The sequence below is a fragment of the Ruegeria sp. HKCCE3926 genome (assembly GCF_017872515.1).
Classification (GTDB): Bacteria; Pseudomonadota; Alphaproteobacteria; order Rhodobacterales; family Rhodobacteraceae; genus Ruegeria.
This window is the reverse complement of record NZ_JAEDOU010000001.1, coordinates 139,657-163,519: the sequence shown is the minus strand read 5'-3', so window position 1 is coordinate 163,519 and position 23,863 is coordinate 139,657. Positions and strand designations below refer to the sequence as shown.

At 60.1% G+C, this 23,863-nt stretch carries 18 protein-coding genes; 8 read left to right on the top strand and 10 right to left on the bottom strand.

Annotated features, from left to right (window positions below; all coding sequences use genetic code 11):
• The first annotated feature begins 54 nt into the window (after nt 1-54).
• From I9184_RS00820 to I9184_RS00805, 4 genes are all read left to right on the top strand, one after another.
• Nucleotides 55-2,523: a heavy metal translocating P-type ATPase gene (locus tag I9184_RS00820; RefSeq protein WP_209832321.1), complete on the top strand. Its 2,469-nt coding sequence runs from the start codon at nt 55-57 to the stop codon at nt 2,521-2,523.
• Nucleotides 2,520-2,909, top strand: a complete 390-nt coding sequence (cueR, locus tag I9184_RS00815; RefSeq protein WP_209832319.1) for a Cu(I)-responsive transcriptional regulator — start codon at nt 2,520-2,522, stop codon at nt 2,907-2,909. The genes I9184_RS00820 and cueR overlap by 4 nt, the downstream gene beginning before the upstream one ends.
• Nucleotides 2,910-3,010: 101 nt before the next feature.
• Nucleotides 3,011-3,883 carry an NAD(P)-dependent oxidoreductase gene (locus I9184_RS00810; protein ID WP_171634271.1) on the top strand — a complete coding sequence of 291 codons (873 nt, stop codon included), beginning with the start codon at nt 3,011-3,013 and terminating at the stop codon, nt 3,881-3,883.
• 104 nt (nt 3,884-3,987) lie between these two features.
• Complete coding sequence (locus I9184_RS00805) at nt 3,988-7,053, top strand: aminotransferase class III-fold pyridoxal phosphate-dependent enzyme (protein ID WP_209832317.1); 3,066 nt, start codon at nt 3,988-3,990, stop codon at nt 7,051-7,053.
• 50 nt (nt 7,054-7,103) lie between these two features.
• Here the strand turns inward: I9184_RS00805 and I9184_RS00800 are convergent, their stop codons facing one another.
• Together I9184_RS00800 and I9184_RS00795 are read right to left on the bottom strand one after the other, a co-directional pair.
• Nucleotides 7,104-7,580 (bottom strand): hypothetical protein, encoded by a 477-nt coding sequence (locus I9184_RS00800; RefSeq protein ID WP_171228953.1) that lies wholly within the window; start codon nt 7,578-7,580, stop codon nt 7,104-7,106.
• On the bottom strand, nt 7,577-7,744 hold the full coding sequence (locus I9184_RS00795; protein ID WP_083445319.1) for a hemin uptake protein HemP: 168 nt from the start codon (nt 7,742-7,744) through the stop codon (nt 7,577-7,579). Before I9184_RS00795 ends, I9184_RS00800 begins: the two co-directional genes overlap by 4 nt.
• A gap of 206 nt (nt 7,745-7,950) precedes the next feature.
• Here I9184_RS00795 and gph point away from each other — a divergent pair, with 206 nt between their 5' ends.
• Nucleotides 7,951-8,610 (top strand): phosphoglycolate phosphatase, encoded by a 660-nt coding sequence (gene gph / locus I9184_RS00790; RefSeq protein ID WP_171722783.1) that lies wholly within the window; start codon nt 7,951-7,953, stop codon nt 8,608-8,610.
• A gap of 722 nt (nt 8,611-9,332) precedes the next feature.
• On the opposite strand, the gene dld is transcribed toward gph, so the two are convergent.
• The 4 genes from dld to I9184_RS00770 all read right to left on the bottom strand — a co-directional run bounded on the left by dld (nt 9,333) and on the right by I9184_RS00770 (nt 15,428).
• Nucleotides 9,333-11,012 carry a D-lactate dehydrogenase gene (dld, locus tag I9184_RS00785; RefSeq protein WP_209832315.1) on the bottom strand — a complete coding sequence of 560 codons (1,680 nt, stop codon included), beginning with the start codon at nt 11,010-11,012 and terminating at the stop codon, nt 9,333-9,335.
• Nucleotides 11,013-11,030: 18 nt separating this feature from the next.
• Complete coding sequence (locus tag I9184_RS00780) at nt 11,031-12,182, bottom strand: alpha-hydroxy acid oxidase (RefSeq protein ID WP_209832313.1); 1,152 nt, start codon at nt 12,180-12,182, stop codon at nt 11,031-11,033.
• 12 nt (nt 12,183-12,194) lie between these two features.
• Nucleotides 12,195-14,258 carry a TRAP transporter large permease subunit gene (locus tag I9184_RS00775; RefSeq protein WP_209832310.1) on the bottom strand — a complete coding sequence of 688 codons (2,064 nt, stop codon included), beginning with the start codon at nt 14,256-14,258 and terminating at the stop codon, nt 12,195-12,197.
• A 120-nt stretch (nt 14,259-14,378) separates the two neighbouring features.
• Nucleotides 14,379-15,428: a TRAP transporter substrate-binding protein gene (locus I9184_RS00770; protein WP_171634294.1), complete on the bottom strand. Its 1,050-nt coding sequence runs from the start codon at nt 15,426-15,428 to the stop codon at nt 14,379-14,381.
• Nucleotides 15,429-15,762: 334 nt separating this feature from the next.
• Here I9184_RS00770 and I9184_RS00765 point away from each other — a divergent pair, with 334 nt between their 5' ends.
• Nucleotides 15,763-16,536 carry a FadR/GntR family transcriptional regulator gene (locus I9184_RS00765; RefSeq protein ID WP_209832309.1) on the top strand — a complete coding sequence of 258 codons (774 nt, stop codon included), beginning with the start codon at nt 15,763-15,765 and terminating at the stop codon, nt 16,534-16,536.
• A gap of 114 nt (nt 16,537-16,650) precedes the next feature.
• Here I9184_RS00765 and I9184_RS00760 read toward each other — a convergent pair whose 3' ends face one another.
• Nucleotides 16,651-17,214, bottom strand: coding sequence for a hypothetical protein (locus I9184_RS00760; RefSeq protein WP_209833672.1), 564 nt, complete (start codon nt 17,212-17,214; stop codon nt 16,651-16,653).
• Between the two features lie 33 nt (nt 17,215-17,247).
• Nucleotides 17,248-17,730, bottom strand: a complete 483-nt coding sequence (locus tag I9184_RS00755; protein ID WP_171634300.1) for an Lrp/AsnC ligand binding domain-containing protein — start codon at nt 17,728-17,730, stop codon at nt 17,248-17,250.
• 108 nt (nt 17,731-17,838) lie between these two features.
• On the opposite strand from I9184_RS00755, the gene putA reads away from it, so the two are divergent.
• Nucleotides 17,839-21,237: a bifunctional proline dehydrogenase/L-glutamate gamma-semialdehyde dehydrogenase PutA gene (gene putA, locus I9184_RS00750; protein ID WP_209832307.1), complete on the top strand. Its 3,399-nt coding sequence runs from the start codon at nt 17,839-17,841 to the stop codon at nt 21,235-21,237.
• Between the two features lie 42 nt (nt 21,238-21,279).
• Nucleotides 21,280-22,023, top strand: a complete 744-nt coding sequence (locus tag I9184_RS00745) for a rhomboid family intramembrane serine protease (protein ID WP_171634305.1) — start codon at nt 21,280-21,282, stop codon at nt 22,021-22,023.
• 17 nt (nt 22,024-22,040) lie between these two features.
• Here the strand turns inward: I9184_RS00745 and I9184_RS00740 are convergent, their stop codons facing one another.
• Nucleotides 22,041-22,826, bottom strand: a complete 786-nt coding sequence (locus I9184_RS00740; RefSeq protein WP_171722777.1) for an inositol monophosphatase family protein — start codon at nt 22,824-22,826, stop codon at nt 22,041-22,043.
• Nucleotides 22,827-22,924: 98 nt separating this feature from the next.
• Nucleotides 22,925-23,830, bottom strand: coding sequence for a LysR family transcriptional regulator (locus I9184_RS00735; RefSeq protein ID WP_171723621.1), 906 nt, complete (start codon nt 23,828-23,830; stop codon nt 22,925-22,927).
• Nucleotides 23,831-23,863 lie beyond the last annotated feature (33 nt).

Here is a 23,863-nt window from a genome sequence, read left to right as displayed (position 1 = left end):
TCCCGTCACTGGAACCCCCATCTGGTGGGTAAGGAAACTTCATGGGCGAGTCGCATGGCGCAAAAATCACTGACAGAGCTGAAAATCACGGGCATGGGATGCGCATCCTGCGTGGGACGCGTTGAAGAGGCGCTGCGTGATGTGCCCGGGGTTGAAACGGCCTCGGTCAACTTTGCAACCAAGTCCGCACAGGTGGCTTTTGACGGGCCGGCTTCGGCGCTGACCAAGGCATTGGACGCGGCAGGGTATCCGGCCGAGACCAGCCGGGCGGATCTGAGCATTGAAAGTATGAACTGCGCCTCGTGCGTGGCCAAGATCGAGCGCGCGCTGACGGCCAGCCCCGGTGTGATCGAAGCGCAGGTCAATCTGGCGACACAAACTGCCGCGGTGACCTACGCTGCGGGGGCAACATCGCCACAGGCGCTGGCACAGGTGGTCACCGACACCGGTTACCCGGCGCGGCCTCAAGCCGTTTCGACACCCGAAGATCGCGCAGACACTGAAACAGCAGGGCTGACCCGGGCCACTCTGCTGGCGGCCGCTCTTGCCCTGCCCGTGTTCATTCTTGAGATGGGCGGGCACATGATCCCCGCCTTCCACCATTGGGTACACGCCACCATCGGCACGCAGACCAGCCAGTTGATTCAGTTCGCCCTGACAACGGCCCTGCTGCTGGGGCCCGGTCGCGTGTTTTATCGCAAGGGCATCCCGTCGTTGCTGAGGGGCACGCCGGATATGAACGCGCTGGTCGCACTGGGAACCGGGGCGGCCTATCTGTATTCGGTGGTGGCCACATTCGCCCCCGGCGCGTTACCGATGGGAACTGACAACGTCTATTACGAGGCGGCGGCTGTGATTGTCGTTCTGATCCTTCTGGGCCGTCTGATGGAGGCGCGCGCCAAGGGCAAAACCGGGGCTGCGATCCGTAAACTGGCGGGCCTTCAGCCCAAAAGCGCGCGGGTCGAAGTTGATGGTCGGATTGAAGACCGCCCTATCGCCGAGATTGCTGTGGGCGACATCCTGCACATCCGCCCGGGCGAACGCGTGCCGGTGGATGCCGAAGTGCTCGAGGGCACCTCTTACGTCGATGAAAGCATGATCACGGGCGAGCCGATACCCGTTGGAAAATCAGCCGGCGCGGCTGTTGTCGGCGGCACCGTGAATGGCACTGGCGCCTTGCGGGTTCGGGCGACGCGCGTGGGGGGCGACACGGTGCTGGCCCAGGTCATTCGCATGGTGCAGCAGGCGCAGGGGGCCAAACTGCCGATCCAGGGTCTGGTCGATCGGATTACATATCGCTTTGTCCCGGCGGTCATCCTGGTCGCCGTGATCACCGTCGCAGCCTGGCTGATCTTCGGCCCAAGCCCCGCCCTGCCGCTGGCGCTTGTCGCCGGGGTTTCCGTGCTGATCATAGCCTGCCCCTGCGCCATGGGTCTGGCCACTCCGACCTCGATCATGGTCGGCACCGGGCGCGCGGCCGAACTGGGGGTGTTGTTCCGCAAGGGCGATGCCTTGCAACAGCTTCAGCAGGCACGCGTCATCGCGCTGGACAAGACCGGGACCCTGACACTGGGCCGCCCGGAACTGGACAATGTTCTGACGGCGAACGGGTTTGACAGGAATGAGGTTGTGCGGCTGGCCGCCGCCCTCGAGGCGCGGTCGGAACACCCGATAGCTTCGGCGATCACCCGGGCCGGGCCTGCGACGCTGCCACAGGCGACGGACGTCCTGTCGCTTACCGGGCTTGGCATGCAGGGGCTGGTTGAAGGCCGGAACGTGTTGATCGGGTCGCACCGTCTTATGCAACAACGCGGGATCGACCTTGGTCCCCTGGCAAGCGAGGCAGAGGCCCGCGCCGCCGAAGGGGCAACACCATTGTTCGTCGCATTGGATGGGCAGGCCGCAGCCACGTTGTCTGTGTCCGACCCGGTCAAACCCGGCACCGAAGAGGCGCTGGAGCGGCTCCACCAAATGGGTCTGACCGTGGCCATGGTCACCGGAGACAACGCGCGCACTGCGCAAGCCTTGGCTGATCGGCTGGGGATCGATCACGTCACCTCCGAAGTGCTGCCCGACGGCAAGGTGGATGCGATCACCGCCTTGCGGGACCAGTTCGGAACGCTGGCTTTCGTCGGCGACGGCATAAACGACGCCCCGGCGCTGGCAACGGCTGACATCGGCATCGCCATCGGGACGGGCACCGATGTGGCCATCGAAACGGCTGATGTCGTTCTGATGTCCGGCGATCTGCGCGGGGTTGCAAATGCAACCGAGATCAGCCGTAGAACGATGCGAAACATTCGCCAGAACCTGGGATGGGCATTCGGTTACAATGTCCTGCTGATCCCGGTCGCCGCTGGTGCGCTGTACCCGTACGGAGGCCATCTGTTGTCTCCGGCGCTGGCCGCCGGCGCGATGGCGCTTTCGAGTGTCTTTGTCGTCTCGAACGCGCTGCGTCTGCGTCGCGTTCAAGCCAGCGTGCCGGAAACCCCGATCCCGCCCGCCAAAGAGGTGCACGCATGAATATCGGAGATGTGTCCTCCCGCACCGGCCTGCCTGCAAAGACGATCCGGTACTATGAAGACATCGACCTGATCAAACCGCTGCGCGACGACAACGGCTATCGCCGATTTCGCGATCAGGATGTGCACAAGCTGAACTTTCTGGGCCGTGCCCGGGCTTTGGGATTCACCATCGGGGATTGCCGGACATTGCTGGCGCTTTACGAGGATGAAACCCGCGCCAGCGCAGATGTGAAACAGGTCGCGCGGGACCATCTGGCGCAGATCGAAGCCAAGATCGCCGACCTGAACGCGATGCGCGAAACGCTGAGCCACCTGATCGACGCCTGCGCAGGGGATGACAGGCCGGATTGCCCGATCCTGCAGGATCTGGGCGGGAAGGGCTGACTTGGGGTTGCCCTTTGGGCGCAGCTTTGCTTTGTCTTCGCCAAACATTTCGGCCAGGCACGCACCGCTGAAGCCGACCGAACAGCGGAGAGGATCACAAAATGGCAAAAGTCGCGTTCCTTGGCCTGGGCGTCATGGGCTATCCCATGGCTGGGCATCTTCAGGCCGCAGGCCATGACGTCACTGTCTACAACCGCACGGCTGCCAAGGCCGAAGCCTGGGTAAAGCAGCATGGCGGATCGATGGCAGCCACCCCGAAAGACGCGGCTGAAGGCGCCGAGTTTGTGATGGCCTGCGTCGGCAATGACGACGATCTGCGCATGGTTTGCACGGGCGAGGACGGCGCATTTCACGGCATGTCCAGCGGGGCTGTTTTCGTCGACCACACCACGGTTTCTGCAAAGGTCACGCGGGAATTGTACGCTGCCGGCCAATCACAGGGTATCGCCTTTGTGGACGCGCCGATCTCGGGCGGCCAGGCAGGCGCCGAAAACGGTGTTCTGTCAATCATGTGCGGCGGAGATCAGGCGGCTTATGATGCGGCTGAACCGGTGATGCAGGTCTATGCGAAGATCTGCCGTCGCATCGGGGACAGCGGCGCGGGCCAGATGACCAAGATGTGCAACCAGATCGCCATCGCAGGGTTGGTTCAGGGCCTGAGCGAAGCGTTGCACTTCGCCGAGAAGGCCGGGCTGGACGGAAGGGCCGTGGTCGAGGTGATCAGCCAGGGCGCCGCTGGCAGCTGGCAGATGGCAAACCGGTATGAGACCATGCTGGATGATCAGTTCGAACATGGCTTTGCCGTCGACTGGATGCGCAAAGATTTGGGTATCTGTCTGGATACCGCCAATGAAACCGGTGCGTCCCTGCCTGTTACCGCTCTGGTCGATCAGTTTTACAAGGATGTTCAGAAACTGGGCGGTGGCCGCTGGGACACCTCGTCGTTGATCAAGCGCCTGCGGGCCCTGGGGTAACGCGCGGAGGCTGTCTGCCCCCCATCGCGCCAAGGCGCGATTCCCCCCGAGGATATTTTTGGCCAGATGAAGAGGGCTCCGGCGCGATCGGAGCGGAGACGGGAATGGACGATTTAAGTGCTTTTTGGACGGCCGCGCTGCGGCAGCTCTGGGGGCTGGACGCCCGCTTGACGCGGTTGGATGGTGAATATGATCTGAACTTTCTGGTGCACGCCACCAATGGTCAGGATTATGTGCTTAAGGCCATGCGGGCCGGATGCGATGCGGATCTGGTTGATTTGCAAATCAAGGCGCTGGCGCATATCGCTTCTGAGGCACCGGGGTTGCCGTTTCCCAAGGTGTTCCCTGATTTGACCAGAGCAATGCTGCCCGAGATTGCCGATTCTGAAGGACAGCGCAGGCTGGTTTGGCTGTTGGAGTGCCTGCCGGGCCAATGTTACGCGAAGGCCGCCCCAAAATCCGAAGAGCTGATCCTGAAACTTGGCCGCGTATTGGGGGCAACCGACCGGGCCCTGGAAGGGTTTGAGCATGAAGGGTTGCACCGGATCGGTTTCAAATGGGACCTGATGCAGGCGGGCTGGATTGCTGACAAGTTAAACGCGATCTCTGACCCCGCGCGGCAGGCACTGCTGACGGAAATCTGTGAGGGGTTCGCTGCAATCGCGGATGTCCTTGCGGACCTGCCGAAACAGGCCATCCACAATGACGCCAATGACTACAACATTCTGGTCGAAGGGGAACTGGGCGAGCGGCGGCGGATCTCGGGCCTGATTGATCTGGGCGACATGTGCGCCGCGCCGCGCATCTGCGATCTGGCGATTGCCGGCGCGTATGTCGTGCTGGATCACCCCAAGCCGGAACGGGCACTGGCTGCGTTGGTAAAGGGCTATCACGCGGCCAACCGGCTGCGGGCGGATGAGGTTGACCTGATCTGGCCGTTGCTGAGGATGCGGCTTGCCGTATCGGTCGTCAACTCGACCCTGATGGCGGCCGAGAATCCGGATGATCCCTATGTGACGATCTCTCAGGCGCCTGCTTGGCGGTTCCTTGAGAACACGTCAGTCAATGGCGGGCTGATGTCGGCGCGGTTGCGGGCGGCTTGCGGCTTGCCCGTGGTTGATGGGGCTGAACGCATCCACGCCTATCTTCAGGAACACCGGGGGCATTTTACCGACATGTTCGGCCAGGACCTGGGCGATGTGCCCATGGGCTCGCTTTCGGTCGAAAACTGCGTCTGGCCCCGGAACCCGTTCCACATGCCTTTGGCCGAGGCCGCGCGCGTTGGCGAGGAATACGGGCAGGACCTGTGGCTGGGTTACTATAACGAGCCCCGCCTGATCTATGCCGAGCCGGGGTTCCGCAAGGGCCCGTGGAAAGCCTCGGACAGGCGGACGGTTCATCTGGCCGTGGATGTGTTTGCGCCTGCCGGGACGGTTCTGCATGCACCGATGAGCGGGCGGATCGAAGTGGTCGAAAACCGCGACCAGCACCTTGACTACGGCGGGGTGATCATCCTCCATCACGAAACGCCCGAAGGCGACCCGTTCTATACGCTCTATGGCCATCTGGATCCGGAATGCTGTGACCGGCTGAAACCCGGCGACCCGGTGGCACAGGGCGCCGCGTTTGCGCGGTTGGGCGATGCCGACCAGAATGGCGGATGGGCCCCGCATGTGCATTTCCAGCTGGCCCTGACCACCGATGGCATGGAAGCGGACTGGCCCGGTGTCGGAGACCCGGACGAACTGGAGCTGTGGCACGCGGTCTGCCCGAACCCGGCGGCGTTGCTGAACCTGCCGGATGACAAGGTGTTCTATCACCCAACTGACAAAGCGGAAATCCTGCACAAACGGCGGGCGCAGTTCGGGGGCAACCTATCCCTGACCTATGACGATCCGGTCATGCTGGTGCGCGGCTGGAAGCATCACCTGTTCGACGAATGGGGACGCCCCTATCTGGACGCCTACAACAACGTGCCGCATGTGGGGCACGCGCATCCACGCATTCAGGCCGTGGCGGCGGATCAGCTGAAGCGGATGAATTCGAACACCCGTTATCTGCATCCGGCACAGGTGGAATTTGCCGACAAGATCCTGTCGAAGATGCCGGATCACCTACAGGTCTGCTTTTTCGTCAACTCGGGCACCGAGGCAAACGAACTGGCCCTGCGGCTGGCCCGCGCCCATACCGGCGCAAAGGGGATCGTGACGCCGGATCACGGCTATCACGGGAACACGAACGCTGCGGTGGCGATCTCGGCCTACAAATTCAACAAACCGGGCGGCATCGGGAAAGCCGACTGGGTTGAACTGGTCGAGGTTGCCGATGACTATCGCGGGTCATTCAGGCGAGACGATGCGGACCGGGCACAGAAATTTGCTGATCTTGTCGATCCGGCGATTGCCGCCCTTCGCAACAGGGGACAGGGCGTGGCCGGGTTCATCGCGGAAACCTTCCCGTCGGTCGGCGGCCAGATCATTCCGCCCAAGGGCTATCTGCCTGCGGTTTACGAAAAAATACGTGCTGCGGGGGGTGTTTGCATCGCCGATGAGGTGCAGACAGGTCTGGGACGGTTGGGTGAGTATTACTTTGGCTTCGAACACCAGGGCGCGGTTCCGGATATCGTAGTGATGGGCAAGCCAATCGGAAACGGGCACCCACTGGGCGTGCTGGTGACAACCCGCGAGATCGCGGACAGCTTCAACAACGGGATCGAGTTCTTTTCGACCTTTGGCGGCTCGACCCTGTCCTGCCGGATCGGCAAAGAGGTGCTGGATATCGTCGATGACGAGGGGTTGCAGGACAATGCCCGCCGGATGGGGGATCGTCTGATGGCGGGACTGCGCCAGATCGAAGCCGACTTTGGTTGCGTTGGCGACGTGCGGGGTATGGGGTTGTTTCTCGGCGTGGAGCTGATCAACCCCGATGGAAGCGAAGGCACCGAGATTTGCAGCTATGTCAAAAACCGGATGCGCGATCATCGCATCCTGATCGGCAGCGAAGGGCCCAAAGACAACATCCTGAAAATCCGTCCGCCCCTGACCATCGAGGCCGAGGATGTTGACATGATCCTCTGGGCGCTGCGGGATGTGTTGTCCGAGGTGGGCGACTTTACCCCTGCCCCTGTTTGCGATCATGACCATCACCATGCCGGATGCGGGTGCTGCTGAACGAAAAAACCCCGGCGCAGCGCCGGGGTTCAACCGTTCCACACTCAGAGTCAGTGGAGCACGGCCGAGGGGGTCTGGTGGCCGGTGGTCGGCATTTTGAAACCTGCGGTCATACGTCTGAGAGTCAGCCCCAGTTCTTCCGACAGAGATGCCAGCGCGGGGGCAAAATCCGGACGTACGATCAAAGACGCCAGCATCATCGCATCTTCACGCGCCCCTTCGGACGCTGCCGCGATCATCTGTGCAAAGCAATTCTCGTCCGCGCCAAGGCATGCACATCCAAGACCATGCCGGATCAGCGGGCGGCGGCCATGGGTGGCGCATAGAGAGCATAAACGATCCAAAGTCAGCATTGCCGCACGCCCGCAATCCGCGCCCAGCGCGACTTGGAAATCGCTGGCAGCGTCGGCACGACCGCCCTCGCCTTCGCTCCACATCCGCAGATACATAACGGCGCCCGCTTCGATGGGATCGAGATCGGCAAGGCGGCCAACCGCTGCACCGCCGCGCTTGAAAGGCGCGCTCATTTCGTCAGGATCAGTTTGCCTGCACGGGTGATGCGCAGGGTATAGAGTTGATCGCCAAGTTCTATATGGGCCAGGTTGCCGCCCTTGGTCAGATCCTCGGCCTTGTGCGCGGGAAGCATCGAGACAGCGTAACCTTGGGTTGGGGTCGGGTTCTGTACGTTCATCGGGACATCTCCAGAGCGTTTCGGCATGGTGCCATATCTATCGCGTTTCACTTGATTTGGCTGACCCCGAAAGGGTTGGCTTTCTGTTCCTGCCGTTTAATCTGATTATTTTAGTAAGGATTGTCAAGCGTCGTTTTGAAACAGGCGATTGCCCCCCGGCACAGGGCGGGTTAGGTCTTGGGTCGGGCGATGAAGGGCAAGCAAACATGACCGCAGCAGTTGTATTCGATCTGGACGGAACGCTGGTGGACAGCCTGGGCGATCTGGCGGCGGCGGCCAACCGCACGCTGAACGACGTTGGGCATGATCCATTGGCGACGGATATCATCAAAGGATTCGTCGGCAACGGTTTACCCAAGCTGGTCGAACGCATGATCCGGCATTGCGGGCTGCCGCTGGATCGCCATGCGGAACTGACCCAACTGACCCTCAAACACTACAATTCCGCTGCAAGCGAAACGACCGTTCCCTACCCCGGCATCCCGGAGGCACTGGCCAAATTGCAGCAAATGGGATGCGTTCTGGGCGTCTGCACCAACAAACCCGAAACACCGGCGCGGCATGTGCTGGAGGCACTGAACCTGTCCCGGTTTTTCGACGCGGTTCTGGGTGGCGACAGCCTTTCGACGCGAAAACCGGATCCCAACCATCTGTTCGCAAGCTTTGATGCGCTTCAGGCTTCCGGCCCGCGTCTGTTCGTCGGCGACAGCGAAGTTGACGCGGAAACGGCTGCGCGTGCGAAGATCCCGTTTTTGCTGTTTACTGAAGGATACCGGAAGACGCCGGTCGCCGAAATTCCACACACCGTGGCCTATGGCGCATCACAAGATTTGCCCGCCCTCGTCGCCAAATTGATCAAAAGCTGACACCGGCAACGATCCGCATGACCACTGACCCCAACTGCCATGGACCCCAAAAGTTAAGAGGGGCCGGCCGAGGGGGTGTGACCAGCCCCTCATCGGGGAAAGTTAGTACCGTGTGTGTTTGTGTGGTAAGTACGGTAAAATATGTTTACCCCTGTTTGTCGCGGCGCGAAATTGGGGGTTTCCCGTAGTTCCCCAAAAAACGCGAAAAATAAGGGATAAGTGGCGCTTTCCCGGCCCCGGTCATCTGCATATTTTCGCATGCAAGACAGGCTTCCGGCCCGCAGCTTCACAGGGGTGATCTGCAGCCGATTGCAAGCCAAGGGTAACCCTAGGAAAACCTGCCAGAAATCACGCGACCCTGAAATTACCTGAACAGAAAGGTGCTCTGTCAATTGACCGCATGAACCCGCCGGTTCAGATCCCGGACAGCCTGTCAAATGCGTGTTTGTGATACTCAAAACCAAACGATTTGCGTCAAACGCTACTGAATTCCGCGTCTCAACGCGACATTCTCTGCCGATTCCGACGACCCCAACTGCGCCTTCCGAATCTCCCCTATACCTGACACGCGACGCTCATTCGGTTTTGGCAGCCTTCTGCGCGGCAGATGCTTGCGGGGTTGCGCTCAGGATATCAGACAGTCGGGCACCAACACCCTTTTCATCAGAACCCGGTGTATCTGCCGGCCGTTTTCACAGCACCCTGCCGCGCCGGAAAACCGGTTATTGGTAATTCTTCGCCTTGGACATTTTGCCGATACCGGGATTGAACGAGTTGGTCGGGTCGCAGCATTTGTAATGTGCCGCCAGGTCGGGCTTGGCCTTGTAAAGGTGCCCCACGTTATGTTCAGCAGGGTATTCCGCGCCGCGTTCGTCAAACAGTTTCAACATTGCGGCCTTCAGAGCTTTTGGTTCAGCTCCTTTTTTGACTATGTAGTCCTGATGCATCACGTGGCACATGAAGTGCCCGTAATAGAGTTTGTGAACCAACTGGTCTTCGATCTCAGGCGGCAGCTTCTCCAGCCAGACCTGGTCGTTGCGGCGCAGTGCGACGTCCAGTGCGATGATATCTTCGACGTCGTCCGAATGGATCGCCATGTAACGCACCGCCGCGCCCGCCGCCGCAAACCGATGAAGGCCTGCGATTCTGGCCTCGCGCGCATCACATTCGAAAAATCCGCCATCCCGGCCACTCAGAAATCGCGGCAACCACTCAGCGGCCTCGGATACACCTTCATCCTTCATTTTCAGGATAAGGTGATGTTCGTATTTGTCGCGAAAATCCGTCATACGTTTGGGCAGGACACGTGGCCACAAAGCTATAGCTGCCTGCATGAAACGATCAGTGAAATTTCGCAAAAACGGAATGCGCCGCAGGCGTGCATCCACGGCGCCTTTCATCGCAAAGAACATCGGCAGACGGTCCGTGCCAAGCTTGTCGATCATCACGACCGTGTCCTTGCCATAGCGTGCTGCAATATCGAACGCTTCGCGATGCATGTATTCGGCCGAAACCGGCAGCGATTTGAACTCTGACAATATGTGGCGCCGCAGGTCCGCCAGATCGTCGGGATTGTTGGTGCCCACATAGAACACCTTCTCAACCTCGTTCTTGGGAAAGGTGTCAAGGCGCACCGCAAAAACGGCCAGCTTCCCGGCCGAGCCCGAAGATTCGAAAAGCCTGGTCTTGTCCGCATTGAATCGCGCAGGCGTTTGCGCATTCACGTCCCGCACGATCTGTGCGTAGTCGCTGGCCGATGCGCGTTTGTTGGTTGCCCCGGGATTGCGTTCGAACCTGCCTGCATCGAGGTTTGCAAGGATCTCTTCCGGCGTGCTGCCCAGATCGATGCCCAGATGGTTGACCAGTTCCAATTCACCCTGTTCGGTGATTTGCGCATAGACGGAAAGTTCCGTGTAAACCGGACCGCGCTCTACCAGAGAACCGCCGGAATTGTTGCATACCCCACCCACGATCGACGCGCCGATGCAGGACGAACCGATCACCGAATGCGGCTCGCGTCCGAACGGGGCCAGCAGTTTTTCCAGCGCAAAAAGCGTGGCGCCCGGAAAGCTGACGATCTGCTCTGCGTCGTTCAAGGGCACCAGAGTATCCATCCGGCGCGTGTTGATCAGAACCACGTCACGGTCATAGGTGCCGGACGGCGTAGACCCTTCGGTCAGACCAGTATTGGCCGCCTGCATGATGACGATCTTGTCGGCTGCAACGCAGGCTTGCAGGATCTTCCATTGCTCCAGCAAGGTCCCCGGCTGAACGACGCACAGCGCCTCACCCTCGCCCGAGCGGAAACCGCGCCGAAAGCGCTCTGTCGCGCGCGCTCCGATCAGCACGTGACGCGTACCGACGATAGAGCGGAAATGTTTGATCAACGCGTCATTGGTCATATCGGCCCCCGTTTCGGGTTAGGGATTGCGGAAACGAATATTCTCGCGGCTGAGCAGGCCAACACTGGTGACACCCATCAGTTTCATGTCGCGCTCGATCTCGGCACGCATCAGCCCAAGGGCCCGTTCGACCCCAGCCTGCCCCGCGGCAGCCAGAGGATACAGGTAGTGCCGCCCGATACCCACCGCTTTGGCCCCGATCGACAGCGCCTTGAGCACATGGGTGCCACGCTGAATGCCGCTGTCCATCATCACGTCCAGTTTGTCGCCGACGGCATCGACAATCTCGGCCAGTTGATCGAACGGCGTGCGCGATCCGTCCAATTGTCGGCCACCGTGGTTCGACAGGATGATGCCGGTACAACCGATCTCAGCCGCGCGTTTGGCATCTTCGACGGTCATGATCCCCTTCAGGCAGAACTGACCATCCCAGTCGCGCACCATCTGCGCCACGTCATCCCAGTTCATCGACGGGTCGAGCATGTCGGTGAAATACCCGCCGATCGAGCTGGCCCCACCGCCCATATCCACATGTTCCTCAAGCTGAGGCAGCCGGAACTTTTCATGAGTGACATAGTTGATCCCCCACATCGGCTTGATCGCGAACTGGATCATGCCGCCCAGCGTCAAGCGGAACGGGATCGAGAACCCCGTGCGCAGATCACGCTCGCGGTTGCCGCCGGTGATGCTGTCGACGGTCAGCATCATGACCTCAACACCCGCCTCTTTGGCGCGCTGCATCATGGCGGCGTTCAACCCGCGATCCTTGTGAAAGTAGAATTGATAGACCTGCGGGTTTTTGTGTTTTTGGCGCAGCTCCTCCAGCGAGACGGTTCCCAGAGAGGAAACTCCGAACATGGTGCCGTATTTCTCGGCCGCCGCCGCGACCGCGCGCTCACCCTGATGGTGGAACAGGCGCTGCAACGCGGTGGGTGAGCAATAGACCGGCATGTCCAGTTTCTGCCCCATCACCGTGACGGACATGTCCACGTCCGAAACCCCGCGCAGGACCGAAGGCAACAGATCGCAGCGGTCGAACGCCTTGGTATTTTCCCGATACGTCACCTCATCATCCGCGCCACCGTCGATATAGTTGAAGATCGGCCCCGGCAGCCGCTGTTTGGCCAGCCGCCGGAAGTCGTGGAAGTTATGACATTGGCTCAGACGCATCCGATAAGCTCCTTAATAGGCGACCGACGGCAACCAGGTGGCAAGGGTCGGCCACAGGAACACTAGCGCCAAACCGGTCAATTGCAGCAGGACAAATGGGATGATGCCCTTATAGATATGCGTCAGCTTGATCTCGGGCGGGCAAACACCTTTGAGATAGAACAAAGCGAAGCCAACGGGCGGCGTCAGGAAGCTGGTTTGCAGCGTCACAGCGACAAGGATCACGAACCAGACCAGCGCCGGTTCATCCAGTACGCCAAAGCCGGGGATGTCGATGCCCAGACCGTTCACGATGGGGCGCATCAGGGGCAGCACGATCAGCGTGATCTCGATCCAGTCCAGTACGAAGCCCAGCAGGAAGACGATGAACAGGATGAACAGAATTGTTCCGTTGGCACCAAAGCCGGTGGATTGCACCACATGTTCGATCAGTTCATCCCCGCCCAGTTCGCGCAGCACATAGGAAAACACAGTCGCACCAAGGAAGATCGCAAAGATATAGGCGGTGGTGTTGAAGGTCGACACCAGCACGTTCCACAGTTTGGCAAAGGTCAGCTTGCGATAGCCCAGCGCCAGCAAGGTCGCACCCAAGGCACCGATGCCGGACGCTTCGGTTGGTGTGGTCAGACCGGCAAAGATCGACCCCAGCACGGCAAGGATCAGCATCAGCGTAGGGATGACGGCAATGAGAACGTCCTTCACGGCTGCCCAGTCGGGGGCTTTCGCACCTTCAGGTACGGGAGCCGCGTCGCGTTTCACCAGAGCCAGAATAAAGATGTAGGTCAGGTACAAGGCGCCGATGATCACGCCCGGGAAAACCGCGGCCATGAACAGGTCTCCGACGGACAACGCCATCTGGTCGGCCATGATCACCAACATGATTGAGGGTGGGATCAGAATGCCCAAGGTCCCCGAGGCCGAAACCACGCCCGCAGCCAGCGTCGGCTGGTACTTCTGCTGCATCATCGACGGCAGCGACAGCACGCCCAGCAGTACAACCGAGGCACCAATGATGCCGGTCGAAGCCGCCAGAATGATCCCGATCAGGGTCACGGTGATGGCCAGTCCTCCGCGCACCGTCCCGAACAGACGCTGCATCGAGGACATCAGACGCTCGGCCACTCCGGATTCGTCCAGCATCAGCCCCATGAAGATGAACATCGGCAGGGCAACCAGAACCGCGTTGGACATGGTCGCGTAGACCCGGTTCACCACCGCGCCAAGCGTCAGATAATCAAGCCCGGTAAAGGTGCTTTCCAACCCGGTCCACAGCATCAGATCGTTGTCGAACAGATAGGCCAGACCGCAATAGGCGACGCCGACACCGGCCAGCACCCACGCCACCGGGTAACCGGTGAACAAAAGCGCGATAAAGGTCAGGAACATCGCGATGACCAGCTTTTCCTCGGTTGTTTCGACCAGGAAGGTCAGGCCAACACAGACGGCTGCGAATACCGCCAGCACCAGAAGAACACGGCGCAGCGGCGCGCCTTCACGTTCCGAGGCCGGCCCGTAGATCAGCGCGTGCCCGTCATGGATCAACCGTGCCAACGCGGCCAGCGCCAACAGTAAAAAGCTGATCGGAATGACCGCCTTGAAAACCCAACGCGCAGGCAGGCCGGTTGGGCTGTCCGAGCGTTCGTTGACGCGGAAGCTTTCGTAGAAATAATCATAGCCCTGATCGACCATCAGATAGATGAACGGGGTCAGCAGGGTCAGGATGCCGATCACCTCGATGATCCGCTGCGCGCGGCGCGAAAGCTGCATATGCAGGACGTCCACACGCACATGGCTGTCGGTGATCAAGGCATACGAGATGCCGATCATCGTGACGATTCCATAGAAATGCCACTGGATCTCATCCAGTTTCGGGTAGTTCTGGCTGAACAGGTAGCGCAACGAGACCTGTGCGAAGATCGCGCCCATCAGCAGGACATTGGCCCACATGACGACATGACCCACAGCCTTGACCCCGGCGTCGATCGCGACGGCGATTTTCTGGCGGTCGGACTCGGGGTGTTCCAGGATGCCTTCATAGGCTTCGACTGGATCGTTGAGTTTCTTTTGGGTGGTCATGGTCATTCCTCGCTCAGCAACCCGGAATACGGGCAGTGAAAAGTTAGAAAGTCCGAAGATCGAAAAGCAGAGGCCGGAGCGGCGGATCGGGCCGCCCCGGCAACGTCAGTGAGGGAGAGATTACTGACGTGGGAGGAAGGCGTTCGTCTTCCAGAGGTTATAGCCGTCACGGAATTCGTTCATGTCGGCCAGAACCTTGGCAAAGAAGGCATCATTGGCGGCCTCTTCTGCGGCAACCTCTTCCCAGGTCGCGCGGAAGGTATCCAGCATCTCGGGCGACCACTGCTTGATGGTGACGCCGTTGTTTTCAACGTTGTCGATCAGGGCCGCGTGCTGGATGGCTTCACCTTCGGCAAAGCTGTCCGCCATCGAAGCCTTGCAGGCGCTTTCGATGATTGCCTTGTGCTGATCGCTGGTTTCGTTCCAGACGTCCTTGTTGATCAGCAGTTCAAACACGGTCGCCTGCTGATGCCAGCCGGGGAAATAGTTGAACTTGACCAGCTTGTGGAAGCCCAGACGCGCGTCGATGGCAGGCATTGAAAACTCGGTCGCGTCAATCGCGCCTTTTTCCAATGCGGGGAAGATCTCACCACCTGGCAGTAGCGAGGTCGCTACACCCAGTTTCTGCATCACCTTGCCGCCCAGACCAAAGAAACGCATCTTCAGCCCGTTCAGGTCTTCGGGCGAATTGATCTCGGACGCGAACCAGCCCGAGGTTTCCGGCGCGATGATGGCGCAGGGCAGTACTTTTACGTTGTAACCGGCCTGATCATACATCTCCTGATACAGGGTCATGCCGTTGCCATAATACAGCCAAGCCATGTATTCGCCCGCCTCGGGGCCGAACGGCACGGCCGAGAACAGCGGCGCAGCCGGGATTTTACCGGCCCAGTAACCAGCCGTGGTGTAGCCCGAGTTGATCTTGCCGGTGGACACGGCGTCCAGAATTTCGAAGGGCGGCACCAGTTTTCCCGGCTCGTACACCTTCATCTTCATCGTGCCGCCGGACATCAGTTCCAGCTGATCAGCCACACGTGGAATAGGTGAACCCAGGCCCGGCAGTTCGGTCGAAAAGGCAATCGGTGTTTTCAGCAGCAGCTTGTCCGCCGCAACTGCGGGTGCCGCCAGCAGGCTGGCGGCCACGGCCAGGCTTGTCAGGGTCTTCTTCATGAAATCTCCTCCAGGTTTGGTCGGGTTTTCTCCGATCAGTGGCGCAGGCTCTTCCAGCGCCGCTCCGGTGGTAAACTAACTTTACCAGCTCAAACCAGTCAATAACTTTGTTTACCACTGGGCTAACCGAAACTGGAAGCTCGCCTTCGACAAGCCCTGCAAAATCCCGATGCGACTGCCTCAAAAAGCCAACAGATTCTCCAAAAATCATTCTTAAACAGACACGTAATTCACGTCCGGGAAGAACAGCCTCGCGCTTGAAATCTGAACGGATATGGTTATCTTTGTTTACCAGTTATTCTGGTTATTATAGCGTCACACGGGGCAGCATCTCATGAACACCACGGCGATTTTTGAACCGGTTGGACACGAATCGCTGGCTGATGCGGTGGTTTCACAGGTCGAGGACCTGATCGCTTCGGGCATCCTGAAGCAGGGCCGGAAACTGCCCTCCGAGCGTGATCTGGCCGAGATGTTGCGCGTGTCGCGCCCGAAGCTGCGCGAAGCCCTTCAGGTGCTGGAAGAACGCGGTCTGGTCACAACGCAACACGGTGAGGGAACATTCGTCGCAGCCCTGACCGGACAAGCCATGATGCCCGCGCTTCTTGCTTTGTACGAACGCCACGAGCCGGCTTTCTTCGACTATCTTGAGTATCGTCGTGAGCAGGAAGGTTTCGCGGCCCGGCTTGCCGCACGTCGCGCCACCAAGGCAGACAAGGAACGGATTTCCGAGATCCTTGATGAAAACGAGCGTGCCTGGCAAGAGCAGGACGCCAAGGCTTCGCAAGAGGCGGACTTTGCGCTGCATTCCGCGATTGTGGATGCCAGCCAGAACGCGACCCTGATCCACATGATGGCGTCGATCTACGAACTCACCCGCAAGGGCGTTTTCTACAATCGTGACTTCCTGCGCACGATTGACGGGACCGGCGAAAAGCTGCTGCAACAACATCTCGAACTTGGTCGCGCGGTGATCGAAGGGGATGAAAGGCGGGCCGAAAAAGCGGCAAAGGATCACATCGACTTTGTTGAAGAATCTTTCAAACTCGGGATCGAGCAGAGGCGACGCGAAGCCATGGCCGAAAAGCGCCGGATACTGTCACGCTGACGGCTTTGTCACCCATTTGCCCTTCTGATTGCGGGGCCATAGTCCACGAGGTGGCCACGAAAGGCACCTGTTTGGCGATTTGCGACCGGTTTCCAAACTTGCCCGATCCGGCTGTCAGATATCTTCTCCGGGCGGTTCCAGAAGGCCGCCTGGCTCCAACAAGGACCGCTCGGACAGCCACGGGTTGAGCTCAAGCGCCTCGGACAGTGCTGCACGCGCGTCTTCCAAACGTCTCAACCCCATCAGGGACAAAGCCCGCCCACTTAGCGCACCGATATGGTTTGGCGACATTTCGATCGTGACATTCAGGTCGCGCAATGCCGCGTCAAAATCCTGCCTCAGGTAGTTTACAAAAGCCCGCTGATTGTAGCCTTCGGCGTAATCCGGGCAATATTCGACAAGTTGGTTGAAATCGTCCAATGCGCCCGACAAATCCCACGCCTCTCGTCGCGCCATTCCACGATCCAGCAGGGTCTGCGATCGGGCATCCGGCGCGTCTGTCCAAAGTTCCCACATTTTATTCGAGATGACCCGGGCGTCGCTTTGCGATTGCGCCTTTTGGACCTGCTTGATCAGCGCATCCACACCTTCGATATGATCCGGAGCCGCGGGGCATGTCTCGGCCATGGCCGAGCATGAACACGCGATCAGTAGAAACGTTGCAGCACAGGTTCGCATCACGGAACAAGGGTGGACCATAATTCCACCGCGTCAAGGCTGATGTTCAAAACCGCCCAGCATACCGGTTTCCTTCACGGCCTCCATCGCAACAAAAGTTGAAGTATTGGCGACATGCGGCAGAGACGAAATCTTCTCGGCCAATACACGGCGATATTCCGACATCGTGGCGGTGCGCACTTTCAGAAGATAGTCAAAATTGGACGCGATCATATGCGCCTGCTCGACCTCGGCGGTTTTGCGGACGGCTGCGTTGAACTCGGCCAGCGCCTTTTCGCGGGTATCGGTCAAACGCACCTCGACAAACGCGACGTGATCCAGGCCCAGCCGGATCGGATCCAGCATCGCCCGATAGCCCTGGATCACTCCGCTCGCCTCAAGCCGTTTGAGCCGCGCTTGCGTCGGAGATTTCGACAGCCCGATCTCGCGCGCAAGATCGGCCACCGAGATACGGCCGTCCTCAGCCAGAATCCTCAGAATCGACCGGTCAAACCGATCAAGATCAGGAAAACTCATTTGAACTGTCCGCTGCTAAAAATTCAGATCATCCTCCTTCAGATATATCAAACTCAGTCCGTTGTCCTGATTTTTCCGCATTATATTATCGCAAAGACCGGAGGACATATGTCACACAGCCTGCGCACCCTCATCGATACTTCCACCTATGCCGATCAGTCGGCAGTTCTTGAGACACTGATCTCTCAGGCCAGCCTGACGGACACGGATCGCAGCGCCATCGGCGCCGCGGCTGCGCAGCTTGTGCGCGATATCCGGTCCAGCACCTCTCCGGGGTTGATGGAGGTGTTTCTGGCCGAATATGGCCTGTCCACCGACGAAGGCATCGCCCTGATGTGCCTGGCCGAGGCGTTGCTGCGTGTGCCGGATGCCGACACAATTGATGCGCTGATCGAAGACAAGATCGCGCCCTCCGATTGGGGCAAGCATCTGGGGCAATCCTCGTCCTCGTTGGTGAACGCCTCGACATGGGCACTGATGTTGACCGGAAAGGTGCTGGACGAGGGCAAGGCGTCTCCGGTCGGGGCGCTGCGTGGTGCGATCAAGCGGTTGGGCGAGCCGGTGATCCGCACTGCCGTGGCACGCGCGATGAAAGAGATGGGCCGGCAGTTCGTTCTGGGGGAAACCATTCAGTCCGCCATGGACCGCGCACGCGGGATGGAGGAGAAGGGCTATACCTATTCCTACGACATGCTGGGCGAAGCGGCCCGAACCGAAGCGGACGCGGCGCGCTATCACCTGTCCTATTCCCGCGCCATCTCGGCCATTGCCGAGGCCTGCACCCATGACGATATCCGCGCCAACCCGGGCATTTCGGTAAAACTGTCCGCCCTGCACCCCCGTTATGAGCTGGCACAGGAACAGCGTGTGATGGACGAGCTGGTGCCGCGGCTGCGGGCACTGGCTCTGCTGGCCAAGGCGGCCGGAATGGGCCTGAACGTCGATGCAGAAGAGGCGGATCGCCTGTCGCTGTCGTTGCAGGTGATAGAGGCGGTGATGTCCGACCCGGCCCTTGCCGGCTGGTACGGGTTTGGCATCGTGGTTCAGGCCTATGGCCCGCGCGCAGGCCTGGTACTGGATACGCTGTATGGCATGGCCGAACGTCACGATCGCCAGATTATGGTGCGATTGGTCAAAGGCGCCTATTGGGATACCGAGATCAAACGCGCGCAGGTCGAAGGTGTGGATGGCTTTCCCGTCTTCACGCACAAGGCGGCAACCGACATCTCCTATATCGCCAATGCACGCAAACTGCTGGGCATGACCGATCGGATTTATCCGCAATTTGCCACGCACAACGCGCACACGGTCAGCGCCATCCTTCACATGGCCAAGGATCAACCGTTCGAGTTCCAGCGCCTGCACGGCATGGGTGAGACCTTGCATCAGATCGTGATGGACAAGCAGAACACCCGGTGCCGCATCTATGCACCGGTGGGGGCGCATCGCGACTTGCTGGCTTATCTGGTTCGGCGCTTGTTGGAGAACGGCGCGAATTCATCCTTCGTCAACCAGATTGTGGACGAAGATGTGCCACCGGAAGTGGTCGCCGCCGATCCGTTTGTTGCGGTCCGGACCCCTCCGCCCGCACTGCCGACCGGGCCGGAATTGTTCCAGCCTGAAAGACCGAATTCCAAGGGTTTTGACCTGCATCACACACCAACCCTGGATCAGATTGATGCGGCACGGGATCAGTTCCGCGCCCATCATTGGTATGCGCAACCCTTGCTGGCCGATGCGGCTAAACCCGATGCGGATGAGCCGGTGATCAATCCGGCACGGCCTCAGGACAAGCCCGGCGCGGTGGCCCCAGCCAGCGCGGCGGATGTGGAAATGGCATTGGCCTCGGCCAACCCCTGGGATGCCCCCGCTGCCGAACGCGCCCGCATCCTCAATGCCGCAGCCGATCTTTACGAAGCTCATTATGGTGAGTTGTTTGCCCTGCTGGCGCGCGAGGCCGGGAAGTCGCTGCCCGATGCGGTGGCCGAACTGCGCGAGGCGGTGGATTTCCTGCGTTACTATGCAGCCAACATCCCCGATGCCGAACCCGCGGGGATTTTCACCTGCATCAGTCCGTGGAACTTCCCGCTGGCGATTTTCTCTGGGCAGATCTCTGCTGCGCTGGCAACCGGAAACGCGGTTCTGGCCAAGCCTGCGCCCCAGACCCCCCTGATCGCACATCGTGCCATTCAGCTTATGCACGAGGCGGGGGTACCACGCGATGTGCTGCAACTGTTGCCGGGTGGGCCTGCCGTGGGTGCGGCGCTGACGTCGGATCCGCGCATCTCGGGCGTGGCCTTCACTGGGTCAACAGCCACCGCGCTGAAAATCCGTGCGGCGATGGCCGAATCCATGCGCCCCGGTACGCCGCTGATCGCGGAAACCGGCGGTCTGAATGCGATGATCGTCGACAGCACCGCCCTTCCCGAACAAGCCGTGCAATCGATCATCGAAAGCGCCTTTCAGTCGGCGGGCCAGCGCTGTTCCGCCCTGCGCTGCCTGTATTTGCAGGAAGACATCGCCGATGACGTTCTGACCATGCTCAAAGGGGCGATGGATGCGCTGTCGGTCGACGACCCCTGGCTTTTGTCGACGGATTGCGGACCGGTGATCGACGAACAGGCCCGTCAGGGCATCGCCGAACATGTGACCAAGGCGCGCAACGAAGGGCGGGTGCTGAAGGAGCTTCCGTTGCCGCCCGAAGGCATCTTTGTTTCTCCGACGCTGATCGAGATCCCCGGCATCGCCGCGCTGGAACGCGAGGTGTTCGGCCCGGTGCTGCACGTCGCCCGGTTCAAATCGCAAGAGATCGACAAGATCATCGCCGATATCAACGCCACCGGATACGGCCTGACCTTCGGCCTGCACACCCGCATAGACGACCGCGTGCAGCATGTGACCGAGGCAATCCATGCGGGCAACATCTATGTAAACCGCAACCAGATCGGCGCCATCGTCGGGTCTCAGCCCTTTGGTGGCGAAGGATTGTCAGGCACCGGCCCCAAGGCGGGTGGGCCGAACTACATGATCCGGTTTTGCGCACCCGACCGTCAAAGCACGGCGGATACCTGGGGCGCCGTGGCTGATCTGCCTGCTGCACAAGGTCAACCTGCGCCGGTCAAAACCCGGTCCCTACCCGGCCCGACCGGTGAATCGAACCGCCTGAGCGTGTATCCCCGTCCGCCTCTTCTTTGCTTGGGACCCGGAGAGGCCGCAGCGCGTGCGCAGGCCGATGCTGTATCTGCGCTGGGTGGCACCGCCATTCAGGCGACCGGGATGCTTGACCTGCACCGGTTGGAAAACCTGACCGGCATTTCGGGCGTGTTGTGGTGGGGAGACGAGGAAACAGCGGGGCAGATCGAACACCATCTGGCGCGCCGCGACGGCCCGATTCTGCCGCTTATTCCCGGCAAGCCCGACCGCGCGCGTGTTCTGGGTGAACGCCATGTCTGCGTGGACACGACCGCGGCGGGTGGAAACGCCGTGTTGTTGGGAGGTGCGGCATAAGCTTGCCTTGACGCTGGGCGCACAAAAGCCCAGCGTCACGGCATGTTTCCGATCCGCGACCATAACCCTTCGGGGCGCACACCTTATGTTGTCTATGCCTTGCTGGCGGCCAATATCCTGATCTTCCTCAGCTATGTGGGGATCATGAATGATGGGCCACGGATCGGCAGGCTGTTTTTCGACTACGCCATTATTCCGGCGCGGGTCAGCGACGGGTTCGGGCTGGAAACCCTGGTGACATCCATGTTCCTGCACGGGGGGTGGATGCACTTGGCCGGCAACATGCTGTTTCTGTGGATCTTCGGTGACAATCTGGAAGACGAGATGGGCCATCTGCCCTTCCTGCTGTTTTACATGGCGGCAGGAATCGGCGCGGGCCTGATTCACGTCATCACCGGGCCCGAATCCCAAGTTCCCACTGTTGGGGCCTCGGGCGCGATTGCGGGCGTGATGGGCGGGTATCTGCTGCTGTTCCCGAAAGCACGGGTGGATATCCTGCTGATCCTGATCGTCTATTTCAGGGTCTTTACCATCCCCGCCTTCATCATGCTGGGCGTCTGGCTGGCGATACAGTTCTTTGGCAGCGTCACCAGCAATCCGGACGAAGGCGGCATCGCCTATTGGGCCCATACCGGGGGATTTGCCGTTGGCCTGATCCTGTGCATCCCGCTGTGGCTGAGACGCGGCGGAATTCAGTTCTGGGATCGCACCCACGGACATCCGCCCCACCCGGAAGCGAGGTACAAGCTGTCACAATCCCGCATTCCGCGCGTTCCGCGCCGCTAAAGCCGTTCAAAGGGCGCCTAGCCCCGGATCACCTTGGCGAACTGATCGAAGATCGGTTCGTTCGAACAGATCACTTCACCATCTTCCAGCACGTTGCCTTCAGGGTTAAGCGCCTGCACGAAGCCGCCAGCCTCTTTGACGATGATCACACCGGCAGCCAGATCCCACGCATTCAGGCGGCGTTCCCAAAAGCCTTCGTACCGGCCTGCGGCCACATATGCCATATCCAGCGCGGCGGCGCCCCAACGACGCACACCGGCGCAGGCGGGCATCAGACGCGCCAGATCCTGCAAAGTCGCAGGCAGATCCGAGCGGCCACCAAAGGGCAGACCGGTCGCGAAGACCGATTCAATCATGCGATGACGACCCGACACGCGAATACGGGTGTCGTTCATCCAAGCGCCTTCACCTTTTTCAGCAAAGAACATCTCGTCCTTGGCGGCGTCATAGATCACGCCGGCAACGATCTTGCCCTTGTGTTCCAGTGCTATGGAAATCGCCCAATGCGGCAGGCCGTGCAGGAAATTGGTGGTGCCGTCCAGCGGATCGACGATCCAGCGGCGGGTCGGATCCTCACCATCGACGGAGCCGCCCTCTTCGGCCAGCCAGCCATAGGTCGGTCGTGCGCCCAGCAGCTCTTCTTTCAGGATGGCTTCGGCGGCGATGTCGGCCTTCGAGACGAAATCACCGGCGCCTTTCATCGACACCTGCAGATTCTCGACTTCACGGAAATCCTTGACCAAAGAACGCCCCGCCTTGCGCGCGGCCTTGATCATGATGTTGAGATTTGCGCTGCCAACCATTGTCAAAAGGCTCCTGTCCGGTCAAACCGCGCGTATACTGCCGCAATGCGCCCTTGCCAAGAGGAATGATGCGCATAACAGACCCGCAGGAAACGCCGTTACTGGGATTGCAGCTTGCGCGCTTCTTCCCGGGCCAGTTTCACCAGTTCCTGCACAAAGGGTTTCTCCAGATCTTCCGAACGGACCGCGGCATAGAGACGCCGTGTAATGCCCTCTTTCGTCAAGGGTCGGGTGACGTAGTCCGAGTTGTATTTGACCTCGCGCACGACCCAATCCGGCAGCACTGAAATGCCCCGGTTCGATGCCACCAGCAGAAGGATGACGGCGGTCAGTTCCACCTGCCGGATCGTGGCAGGCTCAACCCGCGCCGGGATCAACAGCTGGCTGAACACATCCAGACGCGTGCGTTCCACTGGATAGGTGATCAGGGTCTGGCCGCGAAAATCCTCGGCCTCGACATAGTCTTTCTTGGCCAGGGGATGGGTCGAAGCGGCCACAAACACCGCGTTATAATCAAAAAGTTCGACAAACTCGACACCCGGCAGGTCTTCGGGATCGGACGAGACCACCAGATCGACCTCTTCCTTCTGCAAGGCCGGAAGCGCGTCGAAGGCAAGACCAGGGCGGATATCGACATCCACGTCGCCCCAGGATTTCCTGAAGGATTCGAGCACCGGGAACAGCCATTCGAAACAAGCGTGGCATTCGATGGCTATATGCATCCGCCCCGTGCGCCCGTCCCGCAGCGAAGAAAACTCATTCTGGGCGGCTTCGACCTGCGGCAGTATCTGCTCGGCCAGGCGCAAAAGCCGCAAACCGGCAGCCGACAGTTTCATGGGTTTGGAGCGGCGCAGAAACAGCTCGACCCCGGCCTGATCCTCCAACCCTTTGATTTGATGGCTCAATGCGGACTGGGTGATGTTCAACTGATCCGCAGCGCGGGCCAGCCCGCCGCATTCATGGATCGCCTTGATAGTGCGCAGGTGCCGGAATTCAATATGCATTTCAAACAGCATTCATGTTGTTGTTGAGTAATA

Excerpts from the sequence above, each read along its gene's own strand:
- I9184_RS00820 (WP_209832321.1), top strand. The coding sequence starts at position 55 with ATGGCGCAAAAATCACTGACAGAGCTGAAAATCACGGGCATGGGATGC.
- cueR (WP_209832319.1), top strand. The coding sequence starts at position 2,520 with ATGAATATCGGAGATGTGTCCTCCCGCACCGGCCTGCCTGCAAAGACG.
- I9184_RS00810 (WP_171634271.1), top strand. The coding sequence starts at position 3,011 with ATGGCAAAAGTCGCGTTCCTTGGCCTGGGCGTCATGGGCTATCCCATG.
- I9184_RS00805 (WP_209832317.1), top strand. The coding sequence starts at position 3,988 with ATGGACGATTTAAGTGCTTTTTGGACGGCCGCGCTGCGGCAGCTCTGG.
- I9184_RS00800 (WP_171228953.1), bottom strand. The coding sequence starts at position 7,580 with ATGAGCGCGCCTTTCAAGCGCGGCGGTGCAGCGGTTGGCCGCCTTGCC.
- I9184_RS00795 (WP_083445319.1), bottom strand. The coding sequence starts at position 7,744 with ATGAACGTACAGAACCCGACCCCAACCCAAGGTTACGCTGTCTCGATG.
- gph (WP_171722783.1), top strand. The coding sequence starts at position 7,951 with ATGACCGCAGCAGTTGTATTCGATCTGGACGGAACGCTGGTGGACAGC.
- dld (WP_209832315.1), bottom strand. The coding sequence starts at position 11,012 with ATGACCAATGACGCGTTGATCAAACATTTCCGCTCTATCGTCGGTACG.
- I9184_RS00780 (WP_209832313.1), bottom strand. The coding sequence starts at position 12,182 with ATGCGTCTGAGCCAATGTCATAACTTCCACGACTTCCGGCGGCTGGCC.
- I9184_RS00775 (WP_209832310.1), bottom strand. The coding sequence starts at position 14,258 with ATGACCACCCAAAAGAAACTCAACGATCCAGTCGAAGCCTATGAAGGC.
- I9184_RS00770 (WP_171634294.1), bottom strand. The coding sequence starts at position 15,428 with ATGAAGAAGACCCTGACAAGCCTGGCCGTGGCCGCCAGCCTGCTGGCG.
- I9184_RS00765 (WP_209832309.1), top strand. The coding sequence starts at position 15,763 with ATGAACACCACGGCGATTTTTGAACCGGTTGGACACGAATCGCTGGCT.
- I9184_RS00760 (WP_209833672.1), bottom strand. The coding sequence starts at position 17,214 with ATGCGAACCTGTGCTGCAACGTTTCTACTGATCGCGTGTTCATGCTCG.
- I9184_RS00755 (WP_171634300.1), bottom strand. The coding sequence starts at position 17,730 with ATGAGTTTTCCTGATCTTGATCGGTTTGACCGGTCGATTCTGAGGATT.
- putA (WP_209832307.1), top strand. The coding sequence starts at position 17,839 with ATGTCACACAGCCTGCGCACCCTCATCGATACTTCCACCTATGCCGAT.
- I9184_RS00745 (WP_171634305.1), top strand. The coding sequence starts at position 21,280 with ATGTTTCCGATCCGCGACCATAACCCTTCGGGGCGCACACCTTATGTT.
- I9184_RS00740 (WP_171722777.1), bottom strand. The coding sequence starts at position 22,826 with ATGGTTGGCAGCGCAAATCTCAACATCATGATCAAGGCCGCGCGCAAG.
- I9184_RS00735 (WP_171723621.1), bottom strand. The coding sequence starts at position 23,830 with ATGCATATTGAATTCCGGCACCTGCGCACTATCAAGGCGATCCATGAA.